Origin of the sequence: Streptomyces jeddahensis, from assembly GCF_001642995.1 — a bacterium.
Classification (GTDB): Bacteria; Actinomycetota; Actinomycetes; order Streptomycetales; family Streptomycetaceae; genus Streptomyces; species Streptomyces jeddahensis.
Window position 1 is genome coordinate 88,488 of sequence record NZ_LOHS01000076.1, and the last position, 18,234, is coordinate 106,721.

Genomic DNA, 18,234 nt, shown 5'->3' on the forward strand with positions numbered 1-18,234 from the left:
GGTCCCCAGGCGGCCTCCACCGCGTCGGGCGTGGACTGCATGTTCTGCGTACCGGACGTACCGGAAACGGAGGCGCCGGGCGCACCCCCGCCGGCCGTGTCGAACGCCGTCTGCCCGCCCTTGCGTCGCCGAGGCCGCATCTTCTGCACCGGTGCTCGCATTCCTGACTCGTCCAACCCCTGGGCCCGGGTGACGGTCCGTCAACGCGAGCGCCTCCTCGTACGGCTCCAGACCATCCCAGCGCCGATGAGCAGCGGCCGCCCATCGCCTTGCCCGCCACCCGAAGGAGTGAACATCGGCGAGGAGTTGGTGGGCAAGTTCCGGGAGCCACCCTCACAACCCGTGCACGCAGCCATGGGTGGACGTCTCCCCGGAGCTTTGGCAAGATGCCCCGCCACAGCCAGGCGGAGTGGACCATTCCGGCCGAAATCCGGCGGCTGACCTGCTGGTTCGCCCCATGTCCCGGGTGTTCACCTGGAGTTGCGGTTCGTGTGAAGACCTCGTGCAGACTGGCCCGATGCGTATCGAGCTCGCAACGACCCCGGGTACCCCTGCCCGGCCCAATGAGGACTATGCGTCGGTGGCGGTTCCGGCTTCAGGACAGGGTGGTTCGCTCGTCCTGCTCGACGGCGTGACACCGCCGCCGGACGGAACGGGCTGCCTGCACTCCGTTCCGTGGTTCACGGCACGTCTGGGCGGCGCACTGGGCGAACTGTCCGTTTCGCGACGAGATTTGACGCTGCAGGACGTCCTTTCGGAGGCAATCCGGCGCACCGCCGAAGCCCACCGCGAAACCTGTGACCTTTCTCACCCGCGCACGCCGCAGGCGACGGCCGTGGTGGCGCGCTGGGACGCGGAGCAGTTCGAGTATCTGGTGCTGTCCGATTCCGCCCTGCTCATCGAGGGCCGGGACGGCACGGTCCGCGCCGTCCTGGACGACCGCCTGTCGCGCCTGCCGCGCTCCTCGCTCGTCTCGGACGCGGTCGCCGACACGACGGTGCGCAACAAGGAGGGCGGCTTCTTCACCGCGGCGGCCGATCCGTCCGTATCCGCACGTGCGGTGACCGGAGCGCTGCCACGGTCGGGCGTACGAGCGGTGGCGGCGCTCACGGACGGCGCCACGCGCTGGGTGGACAGGTTCCGTGAGGGCGACTGGACCGACTGCCTCACCTTCCTCCGCAAGGAGGGCCCCCAGGCCCTCATCGACCGCGTCCGCGCCCTGGAGACCGCGGACACGGACCGCCGGTTCCTGGGCCGCGGCAAGAGACACGACGACGCGGCGGTGGTGTACGCGGAGCTGTGAGCCACCCGCGGGGCCTGGCCGTGGGGCGTCCGCGGATGGTGGCCGCTCAGCATGCCGGATGAAGTCGGCTGCGGTTCGGCTGCGCCCCGAAGGGGCGCGGGGAACTGCGCGACCAGCCACAACGGCGCCGCAGCGAACCGACGGCACATCGCGGCACTCCCAGCGGAGCACTAAGCGGCACTCCCAGCGGAGCGCCTACCCTTCGGCGCGCGCGTTCAGCTGATGGAGGAGGCGGGCCAGCTCCGCCACCTCCGTGCGGTCCCAGTCCGCGAGTTGGCGGACGTACCGGGCGCGGCGGGCGTCGCGAACCGTGCGGAAGCGGTCGCGTCCCTCGTCGGTGAGGTGCACGAGCCAGGCGCGCCCGTCCGCGGGGTCGGGCTCCCGGGCGACGAGCCCGAGTTCCTCGAGCGCGCGCAGCTGCCGGCTCATGGTGGCCTTGCCGACGCCGATGTAGGCGGCGAGTTCGGTGGCCCGCTGCGGCCCGCGCTCCTCCAGCCGTACGAGGAGTCCGTACGCCGCGGGCTCGAGGTCGGGGTGGACCTCGCGGGCCATCTCGCCGGACGTGGCCCGGGCGCGGCGCAGAAGGACGGTCAACTCGCGTTCGAGTGAAAGGAATTCGGGGTCCGCACCGTGTTCCGGCGTCTCGGATCCGGTCGCGCGCGCCGCGCCGATTCCGGCCTCGCTTCTGCCTTCGTTCCCGTCCTCGTGCACGTCAGCACCCATGCCCCGGTTTCCCGACTCTGAAAGTTTCCCTCGATGCGCAGCCGTTGCCGCAGCTCGACCAGTATTTCGCAGGAATAGACCAACGGCAGCCGCCCGGCCCTCTTCCCTCTCCCGTATCTACGTGCGTAGAGTCCCCGATCGAGCAGGCTCTGACATGCGCACGCCATTCATATCCGGCGCACACCGGGTCGACGAGGACTCGGTGGCCCTGGCGGCGTACCGGCACAGCGGCACCTTCCCCCACCTGTGGGCTCCACCGAGCTCACCGAGGCCTTCGGAGGTTCACCAGACGCCTCAGAGTGTCTCGGCTGTGAGGGGCGGGCGGCGCGATGGTCGCCCATGGGCAGGAGACGTGCAGGTGTGTCATGGGGTGCTTCCTTGTCGTCTCTCGCTGATCTCCAGTGCCCTGCTCTTCACCGTAGACCTTGTTCGAATGTTTGTGCGAGAGATGTGTGTCTCTTACGAGTGAGTCGGCGATGTTGCTGTGGCCGCTTCCGTACTGGTCGGACAGGGTGGCTGTCGGGTTTCTCGATCTGCGAGGTCGCCGGGAGGCTCGGTGCAGCTGTTCTTCACGGATCGGCGAAAGGTCTGGAGGGTGGGGACCGTCGCCGGAATCCCCTCTGCAGAGCTGGATGAGCTGTTCGGCCGAAGGCGGCTGGCGGCGGGTACGCCGATCCTTCTGGACGAGGCGATGCGCCCGGTGGAACCGCTGTCGAGCTGGTTTCGGGTGCTTGGCCAGCAGGGCCTCGACGTGAAGACCATGCGGGCGTACGCCTACAGCGTCCTGATGCTGCTCCAGTTCCTCACGGCGCGGGGCCTGGATCTGAGACTGGCCACCGAGGCGGATGTGCTGGATTTCAGGTAGTGGCGGCGGACGGACGCCGAGGAGACGGTCGAGGAAGCCACGTGGGATCGGGACGCCGCAGCGATCGGCGGGCTCTACGACTACCTGGCCCAGATCGGCTATGTGAGCGGGCGGCCCTGGCGCGCGACGGGACGCGGGCAGTCCCTGGGCAGCGGGGCGAGCCGCGATCTGCGGGTCCGTCATATGGAGCTTGATCAGTACCTGTTCTTTCGGGACGTCGGGTTCGGCGGCCTGGAGCCTGGCGGCGGCCTGGACTTGGGCTTCCGGGGATGGCGGCCGCACCGCAACCGCTCGGCCTTGGAGCTGGCTCTGATGACGGGGATGCGGATCCAGGAGTGGTCGACCCTGCTGCTGCCCGAGCTCGGCCTGGCTGGCGGCCGTCGGCCCGCGGTCGCGGACGTCGACCTGGCGGCGTGTGCCAAGTACGGGCGGCAGCGGTCGGTCTACGTGCCCAGAGACGCGATGGAACTGCTGGACCCCTATCTGCTGCTGGAGCGGCCGGGGATCGTGGCGACAGCGCAGCGCACGCTGCGGCGCCAGGTGCGCGACCTGTTCGTGGTCCAGCGGATCGAAGGGGAGGGCACCCGGGTCCGCGGGGTCCTGGAGGGCGTCACGGTCACCCGGGTGATCAAGGACATGAAGCCGGACCTGCGGCGGATCACCGTGCTGGAGACGGGCGGCGGCCTGGACCCGCTGGCGCTGTTCATCGGCCAGGGCGGCCGGATGCTCACCGGCTCGGGCTGGGACCGCGTCCGCTGGCGGGCGTGGAAGCGGATGAAGGAGTGGAGCGTGCACGAGGCGGCCCCGGTACTGCCCCGGCGCTGCTGGGTCTTCCACGACACGCGGCACACGTTCGCGCTGCGGCTTCTGATCTTCCTGACCCGCGAGGCTCTCGGTGACGTCGATGAGCGTGCGCCGATGGCGACGCTGCTGGAGCACATGGTCGGCAACCCCTTGCTGGTCGTCCAGCGTCGGCTCGGCCATGCCCATCCGGCCACGACCTACCGCTACATCCGGTACCTGAAGGACCCGATGCGGGAGGTCGACGCCGCTTTCCGCCGCTGGAGCGCGGCGGGAGGCGCCTCCTACGTCACCGTCGCCCGCCGCCTGATGAGTCTGGAGGGCTCCGGTGCCACGCAGGGGTGAGTACAAGGGAGGGTTTCCCGGCCGCACGCTTCCGCCGGTGGAGGACGTGCGTATCGGGCTGCGGCAGGTGACCGGGCTCGATCCGCAAGACCGCCCGGTGACGGTCGTCTTCGACCCAGCAGCCCACACCTGCGCCGGGCTGGCCGGCGAGCTCGCGGACGAGTGGGTCGAGTTGGCGGCATCGGCGGGGTTCCGGGAGGATCTTGCCGCACGTACCGGCACGCCATCAGCGGCTTTTGCACCCACGTCGACGCGACGGTCGCGGCGGCACGGGACGCCTCGCTGGCGCGGGAGGTGCCGGATCTGCACCACGCGGTGACGGAGTGGATCCGGCTGCTGCCAGCCGGCTACCCGGCGGCATCGCGGCACCCGTACGCCCTCGCCGGGCGGCTGAGGATGCTCATCGCGCGCCGAATCGCGCACCCGGGCCGACCGGTCGCCGGACGCCTGGATGGCTGGGTGCAGGGCGCCGTAGGTCTTCGGCGCGGCCGGGGCGAGGAGGTGGACGAGTTCACCCGGGCCGACAAGAAGAAGCTCATCCAGGCCGCCTGGACGGACCGGCTGGCCACCGAGGCGAGAATCAGATCCGGATGGGTGCTCGCGACCGCGGGGTGCGATCCCGCCCATGGCGGCTGGACGGAGCCGCGCAACCTGCTGTGGGCACTGGCGAACGACGCGTGGACCTGCGAGGACATCGCGCGCCATCTGCCCGCACTGCCACAGTGGCCGCCCGCGCTTCGTGAACTCGTCCCGGGCAACGTCCTGCCACATCTGGCCCGCGGGTACCTGCTGCGTCACCTCGTAGGGATGTTGTTCCCCAGTGACATGGATCTGCACAGCTACCGGATCTTGCTGATGGCCGCCACCGGCAGGGCCTCCGAGGAAGTCGCCGCGCTCGACGAGGACGACCTGGAGTACAGCTCCCGGAGCGTGCTGATCGACTTCACGAAACGACGTGCCCGCACCGTGCAGCGCCGCTCGTACGGTGCGGACCCGGATGAGGACCAACGTGACCTGCACCCGGCAGCGCCGCGGCTGGATGCCGTCGAGCTGACCCGCCGGATGCTGCAGCTTGCCCGCCCGTTGGCCGATCGAGCCGGTATCACCCCGGTGCCGCTGTTCCTGCGCGCGTCCGTCGACCACTATGCGCTGACGATCCGGCGGTTCGCCGGAAAGGGCAGCGGCGCGGCGCTGAGGGACTGGCTGCGGGCAAGGGAGGTGACGGTCCAGGGCCCGGCCGACATCCGCCGGCTGCGTAAATCGGGGAAGGTCGAGAAGGCGATCGCGTTCAAGGGCCGCATCAGCGACATCGCCGATGACCACACCGCCGAGACCTTCCGCACCCACTATGCCCACGGCACGACCCTGCGCGTCATCTCCGGCCACGTCATCACCACCGCCCAGCGGCACTGGCTCGACAAGGCCCTGAACGGCCCGGTCGTGCTCAGCGACGAGGCCGAGCAAGCCCTGGCGGAACCGGACGCCGCCGAGGTTCTCGGCCTATCCGCAGAGGACGTCGAGCAACTACGTTCCGGTGAACTGGACATGGGCGTCTCCAGTTGCCGGGACCCGTTCGCCTCTCCGTTCGGCCGCCCCGGCCAACTGTGCCCGGTCGCCCCGACCCGATGCCTGGAGTGCCGTAACGCCTTCGTCTTGCCCTCCAACCTCCCTCAACTGTTGCTGTTCGCCGCCCATCTCGAACAGCTCCAGCACCGCCTGTCCCCGGCGCACTTCCACGCCTTGTGGGGGCAGAGCCGCGCCAACGTCCTTGAGGCCCTCAGCCTGCGGACCAGCGACGAGATCACTCATGCCCGCCAGCGCATCGCCGACGAAGGGCTGGCTCTCAACCTTCCACTCGCCACCCAGGTGGAGTTCGAATGACCGGCCGCCAGCACCCCCTCGCCCCGCGGTCGAGCGTCTTCGCCGACGACGAACCCGTCCTGCAGTCTCTGCCGCTGCTGGCCGGCGCGTCATCGCCCACCTTCGGCGAGAGCACCTGCTGGGACTTCAACGGTGTCCTGCGCCGCCCGGCGAGCCATTTGACCGGCCAGTGGAGGCTGCCGTTCACCGACCTCAGCCTGGGCCAGAACCTCCTCGCCCGGGAGTTGGCGATGATCGAGTTCAACCCGCGCCATCCCGCGGTCCTGACCGCGGGTGTGCACCTTCCGCCGACCCCGCGAAAGGTCCCCACCCAGCGGGCCCGCGGCCAGGTCCTGCGGGCACTTGCCGCGTTCGGCGCCACCGAGGACCTGCCCGACGATTTCGGCCACTGGTCGGTCGAGGACTTCCACCGCTACATCACCCAGCGCCGCTGCATCACCGACGACACCGCCGTCCGCGCCCACATCACGGTGGTCAAACTGCTGCACCAGTTCGCCCCAGTGCTCACCACAGGCCTGCCTGCGGACCCCTGGCCCGGTCAGACCGGCGCGAAAGTCCTGGGCCTGGTACGGGAGGCGAAGCTACGCACTGCGGTGGTCGAACCCGGGACCTGGTTCCCCCTCATTCACGCGGCTTGGACGTACGTCGACGTCTTCGGCCCGGACATCCTGCGCGCCCGCGCCCACTGGAAGAAACTCCAAACCACGAGACGGCACCTGGGAGCTGCACAGCAGCGGCGCCGACTCGACGCGTGGCTTGCCGACCCTGAAAGCAGGGTCCCCGTATGGCATCCTGACGACCCGCTGCGCCACCCGCGCGCCACGACGCCGGTGAACTGGGCGTTGCTGACCGCCATGCTCGGCCTCGGCAACACGTCGAATCTCTTCGCCCCCGGTACGACGGCGGGCCGCCTAGCCCGCGCCCGTGTGACCGAGATGGTCGCCGCCGGCCGCACGCAGCCCGGGCTCCTGCCCGCCCTGGCCGCGGTCGAACGCGCTGACGGCACCCGCGGCCCCTGGCGACACTCGCTGCACCCGCCCGCCCTGTGGATCGAGTACACCGCGCTGCGCAACGCGGCGTTCGTGCTGGTGGTGGGGCTGTCAATGATGCGCAACATCGAAGTCCGCGACATCCTCAAGGACTCGGTCGTCGAGTACTACGGCAGCCCTGCCGTGAAGGCGACCAAGCACAAACTGGACCCGGACCTGCCAGTCCGGCACTGGTGGATCATCGAGCCGGTCGCCAAGGCAATCGCCACGGCGGCCGAGCTGTCGGTCGATGCCGAGTACGCCTTCGCGTCCGTGCAGGACAAGTCGCCCATCAACCACTTCGACAGTAGTGACGCGATCACCTGCTTCGTCCGGCACGCCAACAACAACCGGCACGTCACCGGGCTTCCGCAGATTCCCGAGCAGAAGCTGGCCCCGCACATGTTCCGCCGCACCATGGCGATGCTCACCCGGGAGTTTCCCGGCTCGGAGATCGCCGTCGGAATGCAGCTCAAGCACGTCGCCACCCGGGCGCTCGCGAACACCACCACTCAGGGCTACACCGAGCCCTCGCCCGCCTGGGCCCAGCACCTCAGGACCGCCATCAGTGAGCGCCGCTTCGAGCGGCTGGCCGAGCTCTTCGCCGCCGACGGGCGTGGCGAGCCGATCGGCTACGGACCGGGCGCCGACCGCCTGCGCGAGACCTTCGCCGCCATCCGGGCCAAGGCCGCCGAGATGAGAGCGACCACCCAGGCGCAGCGCGGCGACCTCCGGGTCGAACTCGACCTCCTGCGCCGCACGCGCTTGTCCGTCCGCTTCGGCAAGCTCAACCACTGCACCATGGACGACGCCAACCCAGTCGGCGCCAGATGCCTCGAGGACGCGATCGTTCCCGAAGGCCACCACGGCCCCCTCATCGACCGCTGCCAGCCCTCCCGCTGCGCGAACAGCATCATCGCCCCAGCTCACCTGCCCATCTGGACCGCGGAACGAGCCTCGCTCACCGACCTGCTCGCCACCCGAAAGCTCCCGACCAACCGCCGAGCACTGCTCACCGAACAGCTCCACGAGGTCGACCGCGTGATCCGAAGGAACACCCCATGACTGCTCCGACGGTGTCCGCCCGGACTGAGCAGGCCCTGCGCGAGGCGATGGAGCGCCTGTTCGCCGGCAAGGCCGCCCGAACCGACGGCAAGCTGACCAAGAACAACCTTTGGCGAGAGGCCGGCGTCAGCCGCGCCACCATGAACCGCGCCTCCAACGTGCTCGCGGAATGGGACAACCGTGTTGGCCAGAGCCCCGCCAGCGTGCGCGATCAGAGGCAGAGCGACGAGATCACCCGCCTCCGCCGGCAGCTCAAGGACCAGCGGCGCGAGCGTCAGCGCCTCCAGCAGCAGGTTGACGCCGCAGCGACCGTCATCGCCACCCTTCTCGCCGAGAACGCCGCCCTGCGGGAGCAGCTCGTCAAACGCTCCGCCGTCGTCATCCCTCTGCCATAGGTACAGCGCGAGTGAGTTGCGACTGCGGCGTCGACGCCAGGGCCACCATGGGAAGAGGCCTGGCCGCCTCCCCCATGACCGGTCGCCCGCCGGGATCGCCGCCTCAGGCAGGAGCTGGCACCCGTCTGGTTCTGAGTGCGGAGTGTGTCTGAAAGATCGTGTAAGTCCGTGATGTGACAGGCTGGTCGGAGCCCAGGCTCTGCCCCTGGTCAGCCGGGACGAACACAGCATGACGGACACCGAGAACGCTTCGGCTGTCGAGTCGGTCGAGGACAGGCTGGTGGACGAGGGCGTCGAGCGGCTGATGGACCGCGCCGACGCCTCCGGAGCCGCCCTGCTGGGCGAGGGCGGGCTGCTGACCGAGGTCACCCGTGCCGTGCTCGAGCGGGCCGTGGACGCCGAGATGAAGGAAGAGGGGGTGGGACTGGCTATCGCCAACCGGCTCCGCCACGCCGCCGGGTCCCGGCCAACTGCGGAACCAGCACCCGACGCCGTTCGATGAACCTGCCGGCAGCGCACCTGACAAGCCCGCCGGTAACCCGCCCAGATTGTGGCTCAGTCGATACCGCAGCAGGAGGGCGGTGGTGTCGGCAAGAGGGCCGCAGGTGGCTGTCCACAGGCGGCCGGATGTCCATGCCCCTGCCTCCCCGCCCGCGCACCGGCCAGGGTCAGCCGTTCGAGGGACTTCGGGACCAGAGGGAGTGCAGCCGCCCGCCAGGAGGTTGATGCCCATCCAAGCGGATGGCGTCTCAGGGATAGGAGACCACGGTGGACGGGATGGTCGATGTGCCTGAGGTTGGGGCGCCAGTGTCGTTGATGACGTGTTCGTACTGGCCGTTGCCGCCGAGGGAGATGACCAGGAGGCCGTGGAATTTCACGCCCGGTGTGGTCGGGGCGGCGAAGCCGTTGTGCTGGACGATGGTCGGGTCGACGTTGTAGTTGCAGTAGCTGCCGAGGCCCCAGGCCTCGTGCGTGGTCACCGAGTCGGCCACCTTGTATGCCGCGTAGCCGTTGACGGAGCCGTTCTGGATGGCCGCCTGGTTCGGGGCGTCGTATGCCTTCTCGTTCTGGTAGAAGATCGTGCGGCCGCGCTGTCCGTTCCATTGCACGTCGTACTTGTTGAAGTGCTCGGCGAACAGGCCGGTGGCCAGGACATCGTCGCCGTTGACGACGAGGCCGTAGTCGGCCCGGTTGGTCTCCCAGCCCACGCCGTCACCGTGGTCGGCGCGCCAGAGCCAGGTGTGGTCGATGATGGTGTGACGGCTGTTGATCACCATGCTGGTGGTTGCCTTGCCCGGGCCGGTTCCGCCGATGCGGATGAACACGTCCTGGACGGTGATCGGGTTGGCGCTGTGGCCGGCCGAGCAGCCGGGTTCGCCGACTTCGAGCAGGGTACGGGAGTTGACCGGCCCGGCGTCGATGAGGAAGCCGGCCAGGCGCACTCCGTCGACGTCGGCGACCTTGAGGGCGGTGACGCCGTTGTTCGGGATCAGCGTGGCGTAGCCGAGTCCGAGCACCACTGTGTTGGGCCGCCTGACGCGGACCGTCTCGTCGAGGTGATAGATCCCTGGGGTCAGCAGCAGGTGGAGTCCCTGGGCGAGTGCCTGGTTGAGTGTGGCTGCGGTGACACCGGGTTTGGCCACGTAGAACCGCGACAGGGGCAGTGAGGTGCCTCGCGGGGTGCCGTTGCCCCAGCTGACACCGCGGGCGTTGGTGCGCTTGGCGGGCAGGAAGACCCGGTACTCGCTGCCCCGGAGGTAGAGGAACGGCTTATCGCGTGAGACGGGGGTGGTGTCGAGTGTGGTGTAGGGCGGGTTGGGGAAGCTCTGCGCGGGTGCGCCCTGGACGCCGGAGAACACCATGTTCCAAACGGCGTTGGTCCAGCCGCCGATGGCGCTGTCGCGGGTGTACCACTGCTGCTGGGAGTACGTTCCGACCTGGCCGTCGATGCGGCTGTCGGCGATGTAGCCGCCGCTGGCCCAGCCGTAGCCGGTGGGGGCGAGGGTGAGGTTCCCGCGGACGTGCATGCGCCGGAAGGGCGCCGCCTGGGAGACGGCCCAACGGTTCGTGCCGTTGGCCGGTACCACCGCGAGGTTCTCGGCGGACCGCCAGAAGTTCGACGTGGCCTTGCCGCCGTTCCATTCGGCGTCGACGGTGATGTCGCCGTTGATGGTCGTCTCGTCGGGAGTCAGCCCGAGGCCGGCGATGGAGGTGTGGAACCCGATCTGGGCGTTGAGCCCGTTGTAGGTGCCGGGCTTGAACAGGAACGCGTACCGGCCGGTGCCGAACTCGTCCGATTCCTGCTGGTGGAACACCTCGTCCAGTCTGGTCTGGATGCCGGGGGTGGACGGGTCGAAGACGATGACGTTCGGGCCGAGATCGCCGCCACCGGGCAGGGGCCGCGGCCCCTTGCTCTGGGGGGCGGCCGACGCCGGCACGGGAAGGGTGACTGCTGCGGCGGCCGCAGCGCCTGCCGCCCCGAGAACGGTGCGGCGGGCGACGGCGGGACGTCCGGGCGAGGAGGAACGCGAAGCAGACATGGGTCTTTCTCCCGGTTTGAGGACGTGAGCGAATGAGGCGGCGGAGAGCGCGCTCTGAGGCCGAGTGGTTCCTTCGGGAACGGCAGGCAGGCGGCCGGGATGCTCTGCCGGAACGTGGGGTAATCGCACGGTGATCGAGGCGGCGTTTACGCCGCGCGGCCCTTCTCGGTGGGCGTGTCGGTGCTCGATTCCTTGATCTCCAGCGGCAGGAGCTGCCATGCGTCGATCGTGTAGGTGAGCTGCGCGCCGGGCGCCGTGTGCGCCTGCAGGCGCCAGGGGCCTTCGCCCACCGGGTAGAAGCGCACGTTGAGGACCTGGCCGGTCGAGAGGAAGATCTCGGCGATGGAATGGTCGACGACGACGCGCACGTCGACCGGCTGACCGCTGGGGCAGGGCATCGTGTAGGTGCCGCCGTGGGCACGCGGGTCCAGTGAGGCATGGTCGCGGTCGACGACCAACTGACCTGCGTCGGCGTCGAGGAGGATGTCGCTGTACTCGGAGCCGTCGGCCGCAGTGACCAGGCGCAGGCCGGCCTTGCCGGTCGCTTCGAGACGGGCCGTGAGGTCGAAGCTGCGGCCTACTTCGCCCAGATCCACCGGAGCGGAGTTCAAGGCCAGCCCCGATGCGTGGACGGTGCGTTCACCGCGGAGCGCGAGCAGTTCCGCGGCAGGCCGCTGGTAGATGCGACCGTCCTCGGTCAGTTCTATCTCGCGGGGCACCGTGAGCGTTCCCGCCCAGCCTTCGGCCGCCGACCACTCCTTGTCGCGGGCCTCCCACGACCATCCCCACAGCAGCCATCTACCACCGGGTGCGCGCAGCAGGGCCGGGGCGTAGAAGTCCGGACCGTGGTCGAGGAGTTGGGGCGGGCCCGCTTCGAAGACACCGCCGCGCTCCTCACCGGCCAGGACCAGCACGCCGTGCGGGCCGTCGCGCTCGTACCAGGCGGAGAGGATCAGGGCACCTCGCCCGTCGGCCGCCGGCAGGTATTGGGGGCACTCCCAGCCTTCGCCGGTGAGCAGTCCCCTGTCGCCGAGGGGCTCTGGTGCGCCAGCGCAGAAGGGTCCCCGGTAGGTCCAGGTCTGCAGATCGGGCGAGTCGTACAGCAGGGCCGCGGCGCGGCCGTCGGCGAGTGCGGCGCCGACCAGCATCCGCCAGCTGTTGCCGTCCTGCCAGACGTAGGGGTCGCGGTACATGGTGGTGCCGTCGGGCGGCTCGGGTATGAGCAGGTCGCCGCGGGGGTGGAAGGTCAGGCCGCCGTCGCGGGAGATGGCGGTGGTGATCAGCTGGTGTTGCGGGCGCTCCTGGCGGTGCGCGGAGTAGAAGGCGACGAGCCGGTCGCCGTCGGAGACGGCGTTGCCGGAGAAGCAGCCGTCGGCGTCCTCGCCCCCCGGGGTGGGGGTGAGGGCGATCGGCAGCGGCTCCCAGCTGATCAGGTCGGGGCTGCGGAAGTGGCCCCAGTGCATGTTGGCGTGGTCGGATCCGTACGGGTTGTACTGGTAGCAGACGTGGTAGTGGCCGTCGTGGTGGACCAGCCCGTTGGGGTCGTTGATCCAGTTACGGGGCGGGCGCAGGTGCGCGACAGGGCGGTGCACGTCAAAGGGCGCGGTGGACACACGCGTGCCTTTCATATGTGGGAGAGCGTCGGGGAGATGAGGGTGGCTCAGCGGAAGGAGCCGGCCACGATGCCCTCGACGAAGTACCGCTGGGCGGCAAGGAAGATCAGCACGCTGGGGATCAGGGCGATGATCACTCCGGCGAGCACGATGGAGATGCTGCCGGTGCCCAGGTTTCCCTGCAGGGTCACCAGGCCCAGGGGCAGGGTGAAGTTGTCGGTCGACTGCAGGAAGATCAGCGGGCGGAAGAATTCGTTCCAGTAGGCGGAGAACGTGAGCACCGCCAGGGTGGCCATCGGGGCCCGCGCCATGGGGGCGTAGATACGGGCGAAGACCTGGAAGTGGGAGGCTCCGTCCACCCGTGCCGCCTCGCCGAGTTCGCGTGGCATCTGCAAGAAGTACTGCCGCATCAGGAAGGTGCCGAAGGCGCCTCCGACGGCGGGCAGGACGAGCGCCATGCGGCTGTCGGTCAGTCCCAGATACTTGATGATCAGGAAGACCGGGATGATGGTCGTCTGGATCGGGACCATCATGGTGGCCAGGATGATGGCGAACAGGGCCTTGTTGCCGCGGAAGCGGACCATGGCGAAGGCATAGCCGCTCATCGTGGAGGTGATGAGCTGGCCCACCACGATGAGCCCGGTGACCACCACGCTGTTGAGGAAGAACCCCGTAAGGGGCACCTTGTCGAAGACGGCCTGGTAGTTCGACCAGACCGGATCCGTGGGGATCCACTGCGGCGGATTGTCGAACGACGTGGCCGGGGTGCGCAGCGAGGTGGCCAGTGCCCACACCAGCGGCGCCACCACAGCCGCGGCCGCAACCGTCAGCACGGTCAGCGACAGCAGACGTCCGATCCGCACCCGTCGGCGCCGGCGCGGGGCGCGGGCGGTGGTTGCGGGCTGCGTGTCGAGGATGGCGGTCACGAGTAGAACACCCACTTTCGGCTCACCGTGAACTGCACGGCCGTGATGATCAGCAGGACGGCGAACAGCACCACGGAGATGGCCGAGGCATAGCCGAACTGGAGGTTCTGGAAGGCCGTCTGGTACACGAGCAGCACGGTGGTGTAGGTCGACTCACCGGGGCCGCCCTTGGTCATCACGTAGGGCTGGTCGAACAGCTGCATCGTGTTGATCAGTCCGACGGTGGAGGCGAACAGCACGGTGGGGCTGATGAGGGGCAGCTTGATCCGCCAGAACATGCGGGCGGGGGATGCGCCGTCGATCTGCGCGGCCTCCAGGACGTCGCCCGGTACGGAGCCGAGGGCGGCGACGAAGAGGATGAAGGTGAAGCCCAGTTGCTGCCACACGGCGACCAGCACGATGGTGGCCGTCGCTCCCCCGGTGGAGCTCAGCCACGAGACCTCGGGCAGGTGAAGCAGGTCCAGGTAGTAGTTGATGACGCCGAACTGGTCGTTGAACACGTAGGCCATCACGATCGAGATGGACGCCGCGGAGGCCAGCATCGGCAGGAAGAACGCCGCGCGGAAGAGGTGCTGCACGATCTTCGACGCCCGCTGGGCGACCAGCAGCGCCAGTCCCAGGCCGAGGGCGACCTGGAGGAAGACGATGATCACGGCGAGACCGGAGGTCACCAGCAGCGAGTGGGTGACCGACTCGTCGCTCAGCAGCGCGTCGAAATTGTCCAGCCCGACGAACTCGGGGCTGGAGATGGCGTCCCACTTGAACAGGGCCAGGACGAACGAGGCGAGGATCGGCGCCACGGTGAACACGACGACCACGACCAGGGCCGAGGCCACCATGGCGTAGCCGAACAGGGTCTCGCGGCGGGCGCGCCGGTTTTGCGCGCGGCGACGCAGCGACGCGCTCTGGTCTTCCTGTTGCTCGGGAGGGCGGCCGGACCGCGCACCCGACGGGGCGGACGCGCGGCCACGGTTTCGGACAGCCTGTGAAGCCTGTGACATCAACGCCTCACCCTGTCTTCATGGCGGTCTCGAGGTCGCTCTGCAGACCGTCCAGGGCCGCCTTCGCCTTGCCCGAGGACATCGCCTCGGTGGTGCGCTTGTTCAGCGCGATGGCCATCGCCTGGTAGTACGGCGGGGCCGGGATCGGCGCGGTCTCGGGGAACTTGGTGAGGGTGTCGTAGAAGACGTGCCAGTTCTTGGGGCCGGTGGTGGAGTACCTCTCGGCCGTCATCATCGACTTGCGCGGGAACGTGGTGGTGTTGCCCGGCATCAGCACGTCCAGGTTCTTCGCCGACACCAGGGACTTCACGAACTCCCAGGCGAGGTCCTTGTTCTTGGACGACTTGAGGATGCCGTAGCCGCCCGCGCCGAACAGGTGCCGCTGCGTGCGCCACTTGGGGAAGTACTGCACGTCGAAGGAGCCCGTCTTCATGCCGGCGTTGTGCAGGCCACCCGCCCAGAACCCGCCGCCGACCGACATGCCGATCTTGTTGCTGGCGAACAGGCCCTGCAGCGTGGCGCCGCCACCGACGTCAGGCTTGGCCGACAAGCCCTCTTTCTGCAGCTGGATCATGTAGTCGAGGGACTCGACGACCGGGGCGGAGTTGGCGGTCGGATCCCCCCAGCGCCAGCCGCCCTTGCGGCCCGAGGCGGCGGGGTCGTTCGGGTAGAAGGTGTTCCACAGCCAGTCGCCGCCGTCCCACTTGCCCTCGGTCAGCAGGTTGCCGCCGTTGGCGTACATCCAGGACGTCCAACTGCCCCACAGCCGCACCACCCAGTTGTAGGGGACGGCCGAACCGCCCTTGCGGGCGATCTTGGTGGCGATGTCGTAGAAGTCGTCCTTGGTCCAGTCGTCGGCCGGGCGTCCCACGCCGGCGCTTTCCAGCAGGGAGGTGCTGTAGAACATGTTGCCGGCGTTGAAATCGGTCGGCAGTTCGTACAGGTGGCCCTGGTACATCATCGCTTCGATCAGCGCCGGGTGGACGTCGGCGAAGTACGACTTGAGCTCGGAGGCGTCCCGCTTCACGTAGTCGTCCAGCGGTTCGGCCAGGCCCTTGGCCGCGAAGAGCTGCAGGCCCTCGGTGGCGACGGAGACGATGTCGGGGGCGTTGCCGGCGGCGATCTGGGTGAGCAGCTTGCTGAAGAAGTCGTTCCAGTCCGTGCCCGTGATGCCGGTGAACTTCACCTTCATGCCGGGGTGCGCCGCCTCGAACGGCGCGGCCGCCGTGCTCAGCTTGTTCGCGGACGCCTGGTCTGTGAAGACCAGCACGTTCAGCACCTTCGAGTCGGAGGAGCTGGACGAGCCGGAGGAACAGGCGGAGGCCAGTCCGCCCACGCCCGCCACCGCGGCGGAGGCGACGCCGGCTCTCAGCACGCCACGGCGGCTGAACTGCTCCTTGAGAATCCCAGAGGACATGCGTGTACCCTCACTGTGTTTCAAGTACTGACAGGGATGACGACCGATTGCGACGGTCGCCTGTCGTTGTGCGAATGCTTCGCCGTCCCGGGTTCAGAGCCGGGGCGGCGAAGTGACCGATGCCCGCGCCACCAGCGGGCAGTGCAGCATCTCCTGTGCGACCGGGCCTGGTGGCGAACCCGACGTTCCGGTGAGCGCGAGCAGCTGTGCGACGGCCTGCGCTCCCATCTCGTAGTGCGGAAGCTGGACCGTGGTCAACTGGGGGTAGAGCGCCTCGGCGACCAGCTCCTGGTTGTCGAACCCCACGACCGACAGGTCATGAGGGATGGACAGTCCCAACTCGGCGGCAGCCCGGTAAGCGCCGGCGGCCATCCGATCGGTGTAGCAGAACAACGCCGTCGGGCGCGGCTCGGCCGTCAGCAGACGCCGGGCGGCCCGGTAGCCCGAGTCCACATCACCGCCCACCGTGTCGAAGGGCACCGCCGTCTCGGCGGCGACCAGGGACGGGTCGTAGGCGATGCCGGCCTCGGCCAGCGCCCTGCGGTAGCCCTCCAGACGGCCCTCCCGGGCGGGAAGGTCGCGGGTCTGCACGGTCACACCGATCCTGCGGTGCCCATGGGCGATCAGCTCGCGCACCGCGGTGTAACCGCCCTGGACCTCATCGGGCACCACGAAGGGGACGGCCATGTCGTCGCAGCGCGCGTCCAGCAGCACGGTGGGCGTCGAACGCAGCGCCTCGGGCAGTACCACGATGCGGTGGTACATGGCCGCGTACAGCACGCCGTCCACCTGCCGCTGGAGCAGCATCTCGATGCTGGTGCGCTCGAGTTCGGCATCGCCGCTTGTGTTGACCAGCAGCAGTACCAGGCCCGCGGCCGCGGCGGCCTCCTGGGCGCCGAGGATCATCCGGCCGGCGTGCGGCGTGGTGGCGATCTCGTCGCTGACGAAGCCGATGGTCTGCGACCGCTGCGTCGCCAGAGCCTGCGCCAGGCTGTTCGGCGTATATCCGAGCTCCTCGGCGACCCGCCAGATGCGCTGCTGGGTCTCTTGGCTGATCCGCTTGCCCTCGACCCGGTTCAGGACGTGCGACACGGTCGCCTTGGACACGCCTGCCGCCGCGGCCACGTCCTTGATCCCGATCCGGCGCGCCATCATCCCCGCCCATACTGGTAGAAACCGAGCTGCCTAACCGGTTAGGCAACCGTGTGCACATGAGAGTGCCTTCGGCCAAAGCTCCTGTCAATGGCTGGTTACAAACTCATGTCCACGCGTGTGCGAGGTGCCATGGACCGCCTTGGCTTTGCATCTCAGTGCGAGAGTCGTTTCGAGGTGACTGCGGGGAGGCACCTTCTGGCCGAGTTTGCGATGTCGGTTGGTTTTGACGTCGCCCAGGGGCTTGCGGGGACGGTGGAGCGTGCTTCTGCCGCAGGGGGCCGCTATGGGGAAGCCCGCAGGGGGCTGAATGCAGTTGAAGCGACAGTCGGGGCTGGGTCATGATCCCGTCTCATGTCGAACGCCACGCCCTCCAGTCCCCGACCCGTCGCCCTCGTCACCGGTGCGGGCGGACGCACCGTCAACATCGGCTCCGCCGTGGCCCGCCGCCTCGCCGAGACTGGCTGGGACGTTGCTTTCACCTACTGGCGCCCCTACGACGAAGAGAAGCCCTGGGAGCCCGAGCCCGATGCGCCCACCGCGCTCGGTCGCCAGTTGGGCAGCCTGGGTGCCCGCCACAGCGCTGTGGAAGCAGACCTCGCAGACCCGGCCGTCCCAGCGGCCGTCTTCGACTCCGCCGAGAAGGACCTTGGGCCCGTCAGAGCTCTGGTGATGTGCCACTGCGAACAGCGCGACCTGAGCCTCATGACCACGACCGTGGACAGCTTCGACCGGCACTTCGCGGTCAACGCCCGCGCCGCGTGGCTGCTCATCCGCGAGTTCGGGCGGCGCTTTCAAGGGACGACCGACGATGCCGATCCCGGGCGCATCATCGCCTTCACCAGCGACCACGTCGTCGGCAACCTTCCCTACGGCGCCAGCAAGGGCGCCCTGGACCGCATCACCCTTGCCGCCGCCCACGAGTTCGCCCATCTTGGCGTCCGCGCCAATATCATCAACCCCGGCCCCATCGACACCGGGTGGATGACGGACGAGGTCCGCGCTTCCGGCACCAAGCAGACGCCCGCAGGGCGGATCGCAGGCCCCGAGGAGCCTGCCAATCTTGTTGCTTTCCTCTGCTCCCCGCAGGGCCAGTGGATCAACGGCCAGCACCTCTTCAGCAACGGCGGCTTCCGCACCGCTCTCTGAGAAAGAGCAGGTCGAGCCAGTGTCGGCCTC

14 protein-coding genes and 1 pseudogene are annotated in these 18,234 nt (G+C 68.9%); 8 read left to right on the forward strand and 7 right to left on the reverse strand.

Going from position 1 to position 18,234, the window contains the following annotated elements; genetic code table 11:
• Positions 1 to 517: 517 nt before the first annotated feature.
• A complete protein-coding gene (locus STSP_RS15515; RefSeq protein WP_067277835.1) occupies positions 518 to 1,303 on the forward strand; it encodes a protein phosphatase 2C domain-containing protein in 786 nt (261 codons plus the stop codon).
• Between the two features lie 195 nt (positions 1,304 to 1,498).
• Here the strand turns inward: STSP_RS15515 and STSP_RS15520 are convergent, their stop codons facing one another.
• Positions 1,499 to 2,026, reverse strand: coding sequence for a MarR family winged helix-turn-helix transcriptional regulator (locus STSP_RS15520; RefSeq protein WP_078067200.1), 528 nt, complete (start codon positions 2,024 to 2,026; stop codon positions 1,499 to 1,501).
• A gap of 556 nt (positions 2,027 to 2,582) precedes the next feature.
• Here STSP_RS15520 and STSP_RS15525 point away from each other — a divergent pair.
• The 6 genes and pseudogenes from STSP_RS15525 to STSP_RS15550 form a co-directional block, all read left to right on the forward strand.
• Positions 2,583 to 2,891 carry a site-specific integrase gene (locus STSP_RS15525; protein ID WP_067277611.1) on the forward strand — a complete coding sequence of 103 codons (309 nt, stop codon included), beginning with the start codon at positions 2,583 to 2,585 and terminating at the stop codon, positions 2,889 to 2,891.
• A 183-nt stretch (positions 2,892 to 3,074) separates the two neighbouring features.
• Positions 3,075 to 4,037 carry a site-specific integrase gene (locus STSP_RS15530; protein ID WP_067277613.1) on the forward strand — a complete coding sequence of 321 codons (963 nt, stop codon included), beginning with the start codon at positions 3,075 to 3,077 and terminating at the stop codon, positions 4,035 to 4,037.
• A 162-nt stretch (positions 4,038 to 4,199) separates the two neighbouring features.
• Positions 4,200 to 5,918, forward strand: coding sequence for a hypothetical protein (locus STSP_RS15535; protein ID WP_157902841.1), 1,719 nt, complete (start codon positions 4,200 to 4,202; stop codon positions 5,916 to 5,918).
• On the forward strand, positions 5,915 to 8,011 hold the full coding sequence (locus STSP_RS40205; protein WP_067277617.1) for a hypothetical protein: 2,097 nt from the start codon (positions 5,915 to 5,917) through the stop codon (positions 8,009 to 8,011). Before STSP_RS15535 ends, STSP_RS40205 begins: the two co-directional genes overlap by 4 nt.
• Positions 8,008 to 8,406, forward strand: coding sequence for a hypothetical protein (locus STSP_RS15545; RefSeq protein WP_067277619.1), 399 nt, complete (start codon positions 8,008 to 8,010; stop codon positions 8,404 to 8,406). The genes STSP_RS40205 and STSP_RS15545 overlap by 4 nt, the downstream gene beginning before the upstream one ends.
• Before the next feature lie 229 nt (positions 8,407 to 8,635).
• Positions 8,636 to 8,818 (forward strand): annotated as a pseudogene (locus STSP_RS15550) (IS256 family transposase); the annotation flags it as partial.
• A 337-nt stretch (positions 8,819 to 9,155) separates the two neighbouring features.
• On the opposite strand, the gene STSP_RS15555 reads toward STSP_RS15550, so the two are convergent.
• From STSP_RS15555 to STSP_RS15580, 6 genes are all read right to left on the reverse strand, one after another.
• Positions 9,156 to 10,946, reverse strand: coding sequence for a coagulation factor 5/8 type domain-containing protein (locus tag STSP_RS15555; RefSeq protein ID WP_067277624.1), 1,791 nt, complete (start codon positions 10,944 to 10,946; stop codon positions 9,156 to 9,158).
• Positions 10,947 to 11,092: 146 nt separating this feature from the next.
• Complete coding sequence (locus STSP_RS15560; protein ID WP_067277841.1) at positions 11,093 to 12,559, reverse strand: glycoside hydrolase family 32 protein; 1,467 nt, start codon at positions 12,557 to 12,559, stop codon at positions 11,093 to 11,095.
• A gap of 47 nt (positions 12,560 to 12,606) precedes the next feature.
• A complete protein-coding gene (locus STSP_RS15565; protein WP_067277625.1) occupies positions 12,607 to 13,485 on the reverse strand; it encodes a carbohydrate ABC transporter permease in 879 nt (292 codons plus the stop codon).
• The gene (locus STSP_RS15570) at positions 13,482 to 14,324 is read right to left on the reverse strand and encodes a carbohydrate ABC transporter permease (protein ID WP_067277627.1); all 843 of its coding nucleotides are present in this window, start codon (positions 14,322 to 14,324) and stop codon (positions 13,482 to 13,484) included. Before STSP_RS15570 ends, STSP_RS15565 begins: the two co-directional genes overlap by 4 nt.
• 169 nt (positions 14,325 to 14,493) lie before the next feature.
• Positions 14,494 to 15,903 carry an ABC transporter substrate-binding protein gene (locus tag STSP_RS15575; protein WP_067277629.1) on the reverse strand — a complete coding sequence of 470 codons (1,410 nt, stop codon included), beginning with the start codon at positions 15,901 to 15,903 and terminating at the stop codon, positions 14,494 to 14,496.
• Between the two features lie 93 nt (positions 15,904 to 15,996).
• Positions 15,997 to 17,058 carry a LacI family DNA-binding transcriptional regulator gene (locus STSP_RS15580; protein WP_067277635.1) on the reverse strand — a complete coding sequence of 354 codons (1,062 nt, stop codon included), beginning with the start codon at positions 17,056 to 17,058 and terminating at the stop codon, positions 15,997 to 15,999.
• Between the two features lie 351 nt (positions 17,059 to 17,409).
• Here STSP_RS15580 and STSP_RS15585 point away from each other — a divergent pair, with 351 nt between their 5' ends.
• Positions 17,410 to 18,204, forward strand: coding sequence for an SDR family oxidoreductase (locus STSP_RS15585; RefSeq protein WP_067277638.1), 795 nt, complete (start codon positions 17,410 to 17,412; stop codon positions 18,202 to 18,204).
• The last annotated feature ends 30 nt before the right edge of the window (positions 18,205 to 18,234 follow it).

Bases quoted from the DNA above. Each gene is read 5' to 3' on its own strand.
- STSP_RS15515 (WP_067277835.1), top strand. From the start codon at position 518: ATGCGTATCGAGCTCGCAACGACCCCGGGTACCCCTGCCCGGCCCAAT.
- STSP_RS15530 (WP_067277613.1), top strand. From the start codon at position 3,075: ATGGAGCTTGATCAGTACCTGTTCTTTCGGGACGTCGGGTTCGGCGGC.
- STSP_RS40205 (WP_067277617.1), top strand. From the start codon at position 5,915: ATGACCGGCCGCCAGCACCCCCTCGCCCCGCGGTCGAGCGTCTTCGCC.
- STSP_RS15575 (WP_067277629.1), bottom strand. From the start codon at position 15,903: ATGTCCTCTGGGATTCTCAAGGAGCAGTTCAGCCGCCGTGGCGTGCTG.
- STSP_RS15585 (WP_067277638.1), top strand. From the start codon at position 17,410: ATGTCGAACGCCACGCCCTCCAGTCCCCGACCCGTCGCCCTCGTCACC.
- STSP_RS15520 (WP_078067200.1), bottom strand. From the start codon at position 2,026: ATGGGTGCTGACGTGCACGAGGACGGGAACGAAGGCAGAAGCGAGGCC.
- STSP_RS15545 (WP_067277619.1), top strand. From the start codon at position 8,008: ATGACTGCTCCGACGGTGTCCGCCCGGACTGAGCAGGCCCTGCGCGAG.
- STSP_RS15580 (WP_067277635.1), bottom strand. From the start codon at position 17,058: ATGATGGCGCGCCGGATCGGGATCAAGGACGTGGCCGCGGCGGCAGGC.
- STSP_RS15555 (WP_067277624.1), bottom strand. From the start codon at position 10,946: ATGTCTGCTTCGCGTTCCTCCTCGCCCGGACGTCCCGCCGTCGCCCGC.
- STSP_RS15570 (WP_067277627.1), bottom strand. From the start codon at position 14,324: ATGGTGGCCTCGGCCCTGGTCGTGGTCGTCGTGTTCACCGTGGCGCCG.